Source organism: Coraliomargarita sinensis, from assembly GCF_003185655.1.
Lineage (GTDB): Bacteria > Verrucomicrobiota > Verrucomicrobiia > Opitutales > Coraliomargaritaceae > Coraliomargarita_B > Coraliomargarita_B sinensis.
The window spans coordinates 291,022-303,738 of the sequence record NZ_QHJQ01000002.1; the positions used below are offsets into that span (position 1 = coordinate 291,022).

Here is a 12,717-nt window from a genome sequence, read left to right on the forward strand (position 1 = left end):
TCGTCTTAACCGTTCTCAGTCAGACCTCACTTTCTCATGAAAAACATCCTATTCAGCCTTCTCCTTCTGACGTTTCTGAGTGGACTCACCCACGCTCAAGATAATACGCGGATCTTCCTCGACGGCATACCCTCGCAATTTACCGCGATCGATACGCAGCAGGATAGCGATGGAAACACCTATGTGCTCGGCTCTGATGCAGGTAATGCCGTGATCGTAAAATATGACGAGGCCGGTTTGACCAACGCGGGTGACAATATCGTGATCAACGGCTTCAATCCGGTCGCCTTTGCGGTCGGTGATAACGATCTCATTTACGTGGCTTCATCCACGTTGATTACCTACCGGGGGATCAACGACAAGGAAGGCGTGGTGGGTCCGGTCCGCTTCTCCCCGGCCGGTTGGACTTTCAAGGACATGGTTTATTCCAGCGTGAATAAGCGTCTGATGACGGTCATCGACAGCCCTTCCTGGCCGCTCGCCGGGATGTCCTTCGTCATTGAAGATGGTTCGGGTGGAGATATTCTGAATTTCGAGGATTATCAAATATTCGCAGTGTCCAGTAGCGGACCCCGCAGCACCGGATCCAATCCCACCACCGTGACGACGGACGATTCGGGCAACTATTATTTTGCGGGGATCGCCTCGAACACCACGCCTGCGCCGACCGCCAGTTCGCCTTATTTCTATGGAGTGAATATCGACCCCGATGACACACTGTCCGACAACAAGCTGACGCCCGACCGTCCGTTCATCATCACAATGAACAGCGACTACACCGAGTATCGGGCACGCACGATGAATGATTACAGCAGCACCTTCGGGATCAGTTACAGCAATGGCTGGCTTTATCTCATCGGTCGCGAGTTCGGCCCCCTCGGCCTCTCCGGTGCGGTCAAGCTGACTAGATTCTCCCCCGATTTGACCGCCAACAAGAGCATCAAGATGCTGGCCAACACATACTTCAGCCTCACCGGGACCAATTCCAACGGTAAGGGCAGACTCTTCAGTGTCGATGCCGATGCGCTGGATAATGTCTATGTCAGCGGTTTCGCATTCGATGGCACAGTCGAATTTGTGGACGACAACGGTGATTCCTACCGGACGATCTCCTCGACCGAGGAAGCGCCTTACGTCCTTAAGGTGAATTCAGATTTTGAATACGAATGGGTCATCACACCCGCGAAGGCCCCGTTTACCCCGCTGCGGAACAGTTTGCATGTCTCTTACGATGACAAGAACTCGCGTCTCTGGATGGCCGGCACCTACAACGGCATACCGATGTCCATGCAGGATGGCCCGGACGCGGACTCAAAGCGCACCCTTTCGGGTGAGGACTTGAACCAGGGTTTTATCGCGGTGTTCGAACCGGACGGTAAATTCACCCGGGTGGTCGACCTGACGATTGCCTCCGATGTGGTCCTGGCTTCCCTTCAGATTAACGGCGCGCGACTGTCCGAAATCGTCGACTTCCCCATCGATCCGGATCTCTTCAAGAGCTACAGTATCGAGTTGATCGTGGATTCCGAGATCGAACTCAAGGTCCCGCGCAACGTCTACCTGCGTGGCGACGAAGAAACCGACAGCCTGACCGGCAGCAACCCGTCGATCGTCGACAATGCGGATACGCGTTTCACCTTCCTGAATTTCTCCGTTAACAGCGTGGTCGAGGACAGTAACGCGACGGTCTACACCTTCGCCATCGCTGAACAGACCGATGTGAAACTGGAATGGTTGATCGAGTACGCGCTTAACGTGGTTTCCGACTTCACCGATACCGAGAGTAAGGCCCGTAACCCGGACGGATCGTCCTACATTCCCGCCCTGGATTCGGACGCCTCCGGCAACCCTTCGCCGGCCGTCGGGAAGCAGTGGGTCGAGAAAGACACGCCCGTTGTTCTGCAAATCGACGGTGCCGTGCGCGACCTTGCGATCAAGCCCGGGCTGGCGGTCCGCTATGTTCCCTACGCATTCAACATCGCAGGTGCCTTGACGCCGACTCCCTCCAAGATCGAATTTCCCAGCATTGAGCCCCGCCAACAGGTCGATGAATTCACCATGACGCAACCCGTTACGGTCGAGTACATCTGGAAACTACAGTATGGTGTGGACATCAAATCGTCGAAGCAGTCGGCCAACCCGCTTGTGCTGGTCGAATATCTTGAGAACCTCGACGGTTCGGTCACCAGTGAGCAATACTCCCAGGGGGATGGCGTTTACTGGTATGACGATAGTGCGACTGTTCGCATTGCGGCACCGAAAGAGATTCAATTTTCCGACGGCCCACAGGGCCTGAGCGGTTGGCTCAATGGTGACGGATACATCTTCTCACCCGCAGAAGACGAGTTCAACCCCTCGCTGACGAATCCGTTTACGTCCGAGCAGATCAACGATGGGTTCAAGATTTTCTCCTATAACAGTGGTGACGGTGCGGTCGATTACATCGGGCGCGAAGTCGTGCTGGAACGTCCCGCCCGTGTGGTCTGGAGCTTCGGCGACCTGGTTATTTACAAGACGGTCGGCGTCGGTGAGTTCGTCCAGTTCACACCGGACGAGATCAGCAAGTTCAGCCTTGCGGCCAACCAGTTGCCCACGCTGGCGAATGATCCCAATGCCACACCTTCCAGCGACACGCCCACCTCGTCCGACTTTATCTGGGACGACACCGCCAAGCGCTTCTTCCCGCTGCGTCCTCTGGTCTTTGATCTGCTCTGGCCGGCCACCAACGGGAATCAGGTGAAGGTCGAAGTCACTTCGCTCTGGAGTATTACCAACTATAACCACATTGCCGATACACCGGGAGTATCGCTGGTGCCGAATCCACCTTCTACGGAGCCCGATGATTTGATCTTCCAGGAGGTGGCCTACGCGGAAGCCGACGGCAGTGTCGATGATGACAATCTTTTCACCGCTTCGCAACCGGGCCGTACCGTACTCGAGTTTAACCGGATCACGGCCTCCGGCCGCGGCGGGGCTTCCGAAAGCGTCGTCGAACTCAAGGTGGTGCAGACGAAACGTTGGAACACCGGCCTCGGTGCCACCAAGCCGGCCATCGTCGGTCGGAAAATCACCAGCGATCTGGATCTGGCTGAGCTCGGTACCGGCTATCTCTTTTTCGACCAGGCCCGTTTCAATCCTTTCGTTTATGACCGTAGTCTGTTCTCGGGCGAAATTCTGAGAGAAGAGGGTACACGTCCTGGCCCGATCATCCCGGTCAATGAAAACCCGAACGCCAGCAGCGAGACCAACGACGAGTTCGTGGTGGTCTGGTATGATGATCCGACCTTGAACGACTATATGCTCTGGCCCTACGCGGCCGAGCGCTACCTGCCGCGTTGGCCGCGCAATCCCGCCGAAGGCTTGAACCGGATACTCCAATCCAGCGGCTTCGGTAGTGAGAGTGTGGCTGCCGACGGTTCCGAGCAGGTTGTCGTGCCCAGCCTGACGGTGGATGGAACGGTCTTCCCCGAAGCGACGACCTTCGACCCGGCACGGGTCGAGCAGGTGCAGATCTACAACCAGCCCGATCCTCTGGTCGCCGGTTATAATCCCAACGAGGAGCACGCACTGATGGCGCCTTCCCTGCGGTTTGCCTCGGTTGCGCCACGTCCCCTGGCTGCCTATGCCTTGCGTGAGAACGATCTCAATGTCACCTCGCGCGACAGCAATTACACCTCCGATCCTTACGTGCTGGTACAGTATTTGGACAAGGCGGACAACGAATTCAAGATGTCGGTCTTTACCGTCGCGCGTGCCGACACCACCAACTACCCGAACGGCTTCTCACAGGAGATGGTCGCGGGCGAACCGGTGATTCCATTCTATCCGCTCGGGCCGGTCAGCGGCGCGACGCTCAGCCCGAGCAACTACGCGAAGGAAGGCGACCCGAACAAGCTCGTTTACTGGACTGATCACAAGGACACCTCTTGGGCGGTCTCCGGCGATGGCGCCTTCAGCGCATACTTCTACTACCCGCTACTGGTTGATTTCTGGTGGCCGGACGATAGCAAGAGCGTCGGTGACTTTGTTGCCTGGCTGCCGAATACCGACGCGGCTCGCGACCTGGAGTCCTTTGATATCGATTACACGCTGCCGACGGAAACGCCGGAAGCACAGGGCGTTGCCTACACCACGGTTTGGCCGACCACGGTTCCGGTCATGAAGGTCGGTGAGACACTCACATTCGCCGGAGGGGAATATGCCCAGGATAATCCCGGTGAGCCCGGCCTGCCGGGTGTGCTCGCATGGGCTGCCGGTGAGGTGATCTATGACGATCTCAACCCCGACATGCGCGAAGGCGACGGGATCGACCAGGACGGGAACGACTTCGACAAATATACCGCACGGATGATCTCCGCTCTGGAGCAGCGACTCGTTTCGCTGCCGGTGGCCCGATTCCCGGAGGTGCTGCTGCCGGCGACCGGCCGCACGGAGGTGGACGGTACGATCTACCGTTTCCGCGACCTTTCCTCCTCCCTGAAGAAGAGAATTTTCTACGATCCGCTGACCGGTCAGCTGGGGATCAAGGGCTTCGTCAACGACAAGGATATCGGTGACGAAACGCTTACGGCGGCGCCCCCGCAGGTCTACGTCCTCGAGCCGAACATTCTGACCGAGGCCGAGTACGAGGAGCTCAAGGGCATCAGCGAAGACAGCCCGTTTACCGATGTGGCCGACAACGGCGACTGGACCTCTGCGGTGGATGCACTCTACAAACTCAGCCGGAATCCGAACGGACTCAGCGACGAACGTATCGAAGCTGGTGGCGGCTATACGGCCGGTCTTCAGGTGCAATCGATCAGTAATCCGAATGGCGAGGACGTGGTGGAAGCTTCTGCCGCCGAGGCCTACCAGGCCCTCGGACCGGGGCTCGCACTCGTTGCCAATCCCGGTTTCCTCGATCCGAATGACGAAACGCTGCCTGATGTCAGTTATGTGACGCTGGCTGAAAACAACGATCCCAGCCTCGGCGGCTCACCGGTCGTGCTGCACGTCATCAAGATTGATCGCCGCGAGCGCTACCGCGGTGCGGTCAAGGTTCTTCTTTCCGATAACGTTTTCGACGAGAATATCATCCTGCGCCACACGGGTGACTTCGGGGCCCAGGCCGACGACCTCGTCTTCGACTGGTGGTACCGGGTCGAGGACGGCACCGCCGCGTTGCCCCCCGACCAGATCCCGGCCGGAACTCCGAATCCCTGGAAGCTCTTCCCCGATCCATCCGGTGACGGCGGTCAGGCTTTCTACCAGCTTAAGCTGAAGGGCAATCCTTCTGCTCCTGAGTTGCTCTTGGCTGATTCGCTCTGGTTTGTGCGTTACCGTCATAAAGACGAAACGCCAAACAATCCCGTCACCTGGGATGCCGATCCGGAAATTCCCTTCGAGTGGGCCGGTGCCGGTAACTCCACGCCGAATGACCTGGATGGCGACGGCGTGCCCGACTACCAGGCACAGCTTGCGCAAGGCTGGGTCAAGCGGGTGCTGGATGCGGTCAATCCCTACGAGGCGCGTATCCGCGACTTCAATGGCGACAATCCTGCCACCTATTCCAGCATGATCCAGCAGTTCGGCCAACGCTACGAGGGGCCGGTTGCGCTGAATCCGGATAAGAACGTGATCGAAAATGTCGGTCTCATCCAACTCTACGGCACGGTCTTGAACCGCGCACGCAGCCTCAGTATCGACCTTTCGACACCGGTATCCACACCGGGTATCACCAATGCACTGCTCCTGGCATCAACCCGTCTGGCGGACTTCTATATGCTGCTCGGGAACGAAGCTTATGCCGACGCCAAGAACCCGACCATCGGGCACGGCAGCAACAGTGTGGATTACGGCAATCTTGCGCCGACCGTCTTCACTTTCCAGAACCAACTTAGCTCGAAGATCGAGGAGGAACTCGGCCTGCTTCGCGGGGTTTACGACTTCAAGGCCCGCCCGGTCTACAACCGTCTCTTCTGGAACTTTACCAAGGGAGAAGGGGAGGCCGCCTACGCGACCAACTACAACCTATCCGACATCAATGAGGACGGCTTTATCAATGAGGATGACGCGCTGATTCTTTACCCGCAGGGCCACGGGGATGCCTGGGGGCACTACCTGACGGCGCTGCGCGGTCAGTATGAGTTGTTGAATAACCCATTCTTCAACTGGGTGTCCCGCTCCGAGCTTTACAGCCTGCAGGACATCGTGATCGAGGTCGACTTCCTCGATGAGCGGAAGTTCGCCCAGGTCGCCGCCGCCAAGGCGAAGGCCGGTTCAGAGATTGTCGCGCTGACTTATCGCGACAACTACGTCGCCGACCCCGAATCGCAATGGCAGGGCTATCTCGATACCCAGCCGCAGCGTGCCTGGGGTGTCGAGGGCTGGGCGCGCCGCGCCGGTCAGGGCGCCTACTTTGACTGGGTCACGGCCAACGCGCTCATTCCGTCCGAGCACCCGAACTCCAGCTTCACGGGCATTCAGAAAGTGGATCGCACGACGGTGAAGGACATCGCCGTGGTCTCGGCCAATATGAATGCGGTGCAGCGCACGTTCGAAGATGCGAACAGCGGCTTCAACCCACTGGGTATTTCCGGGAACACCGTGCCCTTCGATATTGATCCTTCACTACTGGACGGAGGCTCCGGAGCCACACACTTCGAGCAGATCTACCAGCGCGCGGTGGATGCGCTCAACAATGCGGTCGCCGTTTACGATTACGCGAACGACCTGAACAACCAGGTGCGCGGTATCGCCAACGATGAGATCGACTTCCGCCGTGCGGTGTTTGAAGAGGACCTTGCCTATCGTGGTGAGCTCATCGAAATCTTCGGTACGCCTTACGCCGGCACAATCGGTTCCGGCCGCGCTTACCCGGCCGGCTACAGCGGCCCCGATACATCGCTCTACATGTACGTGGATCCGCAGGTTCGTACGATCAGCGCCGACACGGTGCCCGGTCTGACCGCGGATTACCGGGATGATTTGGGCTCGACCCCGGCAAGCTACCTCAACACGGAGTTCCGCGCCACCTTCTCCTCTTCCACACAGAGTGGCTCGCCCTCCAACTGGGTCTCCGAGTTTAACGATGTAAATTACATCGTAACCGATGAGAACGGCATCGAGTTCGACGCCGACGGGGCGCGTGTGCCGCTGACCAACGTGGACCTCCCGATCAAATCTTCCGGCTATACCTTCGCGGCACCGGAAGAGTGGGGTGACCGTGCTTCTCCCGGACTCTTGCAGCTTAAGATCGCCGAAATGATCCAGCAGGAAGCCAACCTCGCACAGGCAATGGCCGATTGGGATAACTACCAGGGTGAAGTGATCCTCCAACTGCGCCTCATTGCCGCGCAGGTGGACATGGACAAAGAAATCCGTGGCCTGCTGGCCGGACAGATCGCGACCAACACCATCCTGGGTACAGCCAGCCTGGTGGCCAGCACTCTTGGTGAAACCTTCGAGGATGCCGGTGACGTGGCCGGTGACCTGGGTGACGATATTCAAAACTTCGTACCGACGGCATTGCCGACGGGTGGTTTCTCCATCTCGCCCGGGGATGCGCTTTCCGCCGTCCGTGGTGCCGCCACGACCGGTGCTACCGCAGCGAAGGCCATTCTGCTGGCGGCACGCGTGACCGCCAACACAGTGGCCAATACTGCCGACCTCGGCCGTGAGTTGGCTGATCTTGGTTTTGACTTCGCCATCGACAAGCAGGAGCGCAACTTTGAGTTGAAGAGTGCTCTGGTCGAGCTGGAGAACATGATCGGGGACGACGCCATTCTCCGGATTAACGTATTCCGCGAGCAGGAAGCACTGCGTGCACTCTCCGAGGAATACCGCGCCTTGCTCCAACGCGGGGCCCGACTGATCGACGAGCGCGAGGCCTACAACAAGCGTGTGGCCGAACTGGTGCAGCGTAACCGCTACCAGGACATGACCTTCCGCGTCGCGCGCAACGCCGCGCTCCAACGCTATGAGGAGGCCTTCGACATTACCGCCCGCTACACTTATCTCGCGGCCAAGGCATACGACTACGAAACCAACCTGAATCCGAATGCCGCCGGCTCCGCTCAGGGCATCCTCACCGACATTGTGGGTGAACGCAGTCTGGGTTACATCGATCCGGTTTCAGGCGTCCCGCTCATCGGTAAAGGTGGTCTCTCCGAGCAACTCGCCATGTTGAAGGCGAACTTCGATGTCCTTAAAGGACAGCTCGGGATCAACAATCCGCAAACCGAGTCCGGCCGCTTCTCCCTGCGCCGTGAGATGTTCCGCATCGCACCATCCAGCGAGGCGTCGCCCGCATCGGATCAAGCATGGCGTGATGAGTTGCAGGCCGCCAAGGTCGACAACCTCTGGGACTTGCCTGAATTCCGTCGTTACTGTCGCCCATTCGCGGCCTACGATCCGGCTAATCCGGAGCCCGGGCTCGTGATCGAATTCTCCTCCGAAGTGACTTCGCGGAAGAATTTCTTCGGGCTCAACCTCGCCGGTGGTGACAATGCCTACGACCCGACGAACTACTCGACCAAGATTCTTTCGGTCGGTGCCTGGTTCGAAGGCTACCTCAGCAGCGACTTCGCGACGGACCTCTCCGAGACGCCCCGGATCTACCTCGTGCCTGTTGGCACGGACGTGATGGCCTATCCTTCCGATACGGATCTGGGCGTGCGGATGTGGGATGTGTTGGATCAAAAGATTCCCGTTCCCTTCCCGATCCTTCAATCCAATCTGGATGACGGGTCCTGGCGTCCGCTCGATACGCTCGGCGGCACGGAGGGTGATATCCGCAAGTTCTCCAGCTTCCGCGCCTACCACGACAGTGGCTACTTTGATGAGACGGAAATGTCCTACGATACCCGCCTCGTCGGCCGCTCGGTCTGGAACACGCGCTGGTTGCTGATTATTCCCGGTGCCACACTCAGCGCGGATGCCGAAACCGGTCTTCAGACCTTCATCGATAATGTCAGCGACATTAAACTCTTCTTCCAGACCTACGGTTTCTCCGGGAACTAAGTCACTTCCAGCTCACTAAGCGACAGCCATATGAAAGCTACAACCAAGTTTTTCGCCTCGTTCACGCTCGGTTTGATCCTGAGCGCCAGCCAAGCCCTCGCCGCAATCCCCGAGCCGGACACCTTGCTCTACGGTAAAGTGCTCCACCGCGCAAATGGCAATGAGCACCAACTCATGCAGGGCACACTGACCTGGACGCTGGAGGATCAAAACGGCCAGGAGTACCAATACGAGACCGAGTTGACCGACATCGGAGGAGAGTTCTCTTACAAACTTCCGATTCCTCATCAGGCACTCTCAACCGGACTGAATGTGGATAGCTCGGTCATTCCGCTGGGAGTCGGCGAAAAGACTTACGAGTTCGTCTCGATCGAGGTGGACGGCTATCCGGCTGCCATTCTCTGGTCGGAAATCGATTTCCTTAGCCTGATCCAGGAAGACCGTGCTGCGACCTACCGTATTGATTTGGTCGTTTCCTTTGACCTGCTTGATACTGACGGCGACGGTATGCCCGACTGGTGGGAGAAATTCTACGGTCTCGACTGGCAGACGCCGGATGCCGGCCTTGACACCGACGGCGATGGATGGACCAACCTGGAGGAGTATCTCCGTGGCACCAATCCGCTGGTCGACAACCGCTCGCCTTCGCTGCAGACCTTGAACCTTTTCGCCTACGGTGAGTCGGACAACGGGGTTTGGTTGCGTGCGGTCGATTCCAACTCCACCGAGGAAGAACTGACCTACACGCTGACGAGTCTGCCGGACGGCGGCTATCTGCACTTTGTGCCCGCGCCCGGTGAAGAGGGGGCCGAGACCGTGCTCGTCGTGGGAGCGACCTTTACCCAGGCCCAGCTCAATCTCGGGCAAATCGCCTACCGTCATACCGATCCCCAGACGACAGAGACACAATTTCGTCTGACAATCGGTGACGGAACCAGCACCTCGGAAGAAGCCGAAGTACTTATCGATGTGTTCCCGCCAAGCCCTCTGCTGGCACTCGACGAGTCGACCGACCCGATTCCGTTCTGGTGGCGCGAAGAAAATGTCATTTTCGAAGCTTACTGGAGCCTGCGCGAGAACGTGATCAGCGGAGACCTTGTGGAATCTGCTCTGCTTTACCTCCTGGGTAGCGAATACGGCTACACCCTCTGGGATCAGCGTGCGGAGACACTGCCGGTGACGCTGGCCGCGACGGGAGCCGGTTCGCAATTCATCCTCGGTGGAGCGGCGGACGACGTTCTCAGCGGCAGCGCCCAGCCTGATATTATTTCCGGTGGCGCGGGTAGTGATATTCTTACCGGTGGCGCGGCCATCGACCTGTTCATCGTCGGCGATGCAGGCACCGAAACCATTACCGATTTCAACCCCGCCGAAGATGTGCTTGATTTGAGCGATCTACTTGTGGGCCAGACGGGCAGCCTGGATGCCTTCCTCTCGGTCAGTTCGAACGGCGTGGATAGCCAGATCGGCGTGGACCGCGACGGTGACGGCAGTGGCTACACGGATGCCGTCATCATCCTACAGGGAGTCAACCTTTCCGAAAGCGGCCTGCATGTACTCTGGTCGCAGGGGCAACTGCTTGCGGGTGAGCTTCGCGGACTCGTTTCCATCTCGATCGATGGCTGGCCCGATGCCGCCATCGAGGAGGGCTACAGCAAAGCCGAACTGACGCTCCGTCGTAACGGCCCGAACAATCAACCGCTCAGCGTGCAGTTGCTGCTTTCAGGGAGCGCGGTGAACGGAGTGGATTATCGTTCCGTTGCCACGACGGTTAACTTTGCCGCTGATCAAAGCGAAGCTTCGCTTGTGATTGATCCGCTTCTGGACGGAAGTTCCGAGTTTATCGAACAGGTGATTGTCGAGATCGCGGCCGGCAGTGGCTACGTGCTTGATGCGACCGCGGCCGGGCAGATCAACATTACGGATGCCAAGCAGCGCTTCGGCATCATTGCCTACGATGCCTACGCGGTTGTCGGCGAGGGCGATGCTTACTTCCAGATCGTCCGCCAGGGACCGCGTGACAGCTACGTGGAGTTGCTCCTGAGCATGGGTGGCACTGCCGAAAGCGGTACGGATTACACCGCAATCAACCGTCTGGTCACCTTCAATAACAATCAGGCCAGTAAGTTGATCCCCGTCTCGGCTCTGGGGAACGGTGCACTCGGCGTGTCCGAAGCCAGCCGTGTCCTGAAGGTCGCGATCGACGAATCGATCACCGGGGAGTATGGATTGACCCACGAAAGTGAGGCTTCCATGCGCCTGCTTTCCAACATGGCGGCTTTCGACGCCTGGGCCAGTGAAGCGATTCCCGATTCGGACACTCTGAGCGGGGAAGAACTGCAGGAGTCCACTTCGCCGCGTACCGGGATGCAAGCCCTTTTGGAGTACGCGCTCTCTTACGGAGTCGATCTCGAGGACGGCATTGATGGGGATGAGCGCCAACAGATCGTGCCTCAAATCTCCAAAGAGGCCGATGGTATCCACTTCGGGTTCACTCAGCGCCTCAATGATCCGAGTATCCGCTACATCGTGGAATGTTCACCTGACCTCAATCAGTGGCACAGCGGTGCCGAGTACTTTGAGGCGGTGGAGCTTTCTGAAGAAGCGGAAAACGCCGGTCGGGTGCGTTACCGTGTTGTCGGTTCGGAGGACAGTTCTACCCAGTGCTTCATCCGCGTCCGAATCGAACTTGTTGACTGAGCCTTGATGGTTCCGAAGCCATGACTGACGCGACCCTAGCACGATTGATGAAGGCCTGCCTCAAGCAGATGCCTGTGCTGGGCTGTGCGGGTGCAGTTTGTTTCTTTGGAGGCTGTTCGTCAGAGCCGGAGATCGAAGATCCCGTGGCCATCGAGGTGGGTCGTCGTACGATCACGCAAAGTGAGCTTCAGGCAAAAGTCGACTTCATGCGTGAGCGAGGCAGCCTTGCTGCCGGCAATTCGGATGAATTCATCGACCGCCTCGTCGAGCGAAGTGTGGCCTTGGAGCGGGCCCGCGAGATGGGGCTCGATCAGGACATGGAGCTTCGCATCCAGTGGGAAAATCTACTCATCGGACGGCTGAAAAAAGTCGAGATGGACCGGGCCCTGGCATCGGTCTCCGTGACCGACCAGGAAGTTGAAGCGCGCTACACGGAGCAGCTGGACAGTTTTACGAAGCCCGCTCAAATCCGCCTGGCCTTGCTTTACCTGGAAAAAGGCAAGGTCACGGATAGCGAGGCATTGATTGAGCGCATGGAAAAAGCAAAAGCCGCCGTGGCAGAACTTCCTGACGATACGCGCGGCTTTGGTGCGCTCGCGATGACCTATTCCGAAGAAGCGACCAGCCGTTTCAAGGGGGGCGATATCGGTTGGCTCCAGGCCGGGCTGCCCAAGTACCGCTGGCCCGAGGCTGTGATGAATGCGGCCTTTGCCCTGGAGCCGGATGAGCTCAGCGACGTGATCGAGACTGAGGACGGCGTTTACTTGCTCAAAAAGACCGACAGCCGGGGCGCCGTTGTTCGCCCGCTCGATAAATACCTTCAAGCGAGCCTTCAGCGGGAACTTCTGCAGCAAAAGAAAGCTGAGCTGCGCGAGCAACTGGAGCGCAAATGGATGGAGAGTACCGAATTGAAACTCCATCCGGCTGTGATCTCCGAGATAAATTTTCCAACACCTTCCACCACAACAAACTAAGCGGACACCCCGAGTTGTCGCGATACGCCAAACTTTTCGAACG

Annotated in this window: 3 protein-coding genes; all 3 read left to right on the plus strand. The window is 58.3% G+C overall.

What is annotated here, in order from left to right; translation table 11 throughout:
• Positions 1 to 36 precede the first annotated feature (36 nt).
• From DDZ13_RS03910 to DDZ13_RS03920, 3 genes are read left to right on the plus strand one after another with little or no spacing between them, the layout of a single operon-like run.
• Entirely contained in the window at positions 37 to 9,000 is an 8,964-nt protein-coding gene (locus tag DDZ13_RS03910; protein ID WP_110130116.1) for a hypothetical protein, read from the plus strand.
• Between the two features lie 30 nt (positions 9,001 to 9,030).
• Positions 9,031 to 11,700 carry a type I secretion C-terminal target domain-containing protein gene (locus DDZ13_RS03915; protein WP_110130117.1) on the plus strand — a complete coding sequence of 890 codons (2,670 nt, stop codon included), beginning with the start codon at positions 9,031 to 9,033 and terminating at the stop codon, positions 11,698 to 11,700.
• Between the two features lie 20 nt (positions 11,701 to 11,720).
• On the plus strand, positions 11,721 to 12,674 hold the full coding sequence (locus DDZ13_RS03920; RefSeq protein ID WP_110130118.1) for a peptidylprolyl isomerase: 954 nt from the start codon (positions 11,721 to 11,723) through the stop codon (positions 12,672 to 12,674).
• The last annotated feature ends 43 nt before the right edge of the window (positions 12,675 to 12,717 follow it).

What these genes read in the sequence shown, in the direction of transcription:
- DDZ13_RS03910 (WP_110130116.1), top strand. Translation starts at nt 37, where the DNA reads ATGAAAAACATCCTATTCAGCCTTCTCCTTCTGACGTTTCTGAGTGGA.
- DDZ13_RS03915 (WP_110130117.1), top strand. Translation starts at nt 9,031, where the DNA reads ATGAAAGCTACAACCAAGTTTTTCGCCTCGTTCACGCTCGGTTTGATC.
- DDZ13_RS03920 (WP_110130118.1), top strand. Translation starts at nt 11,721, where the DNA reads ATGACTGACGCGACCCTAGCACGATTGATGAAGGCCTGCCTCAAGCAG.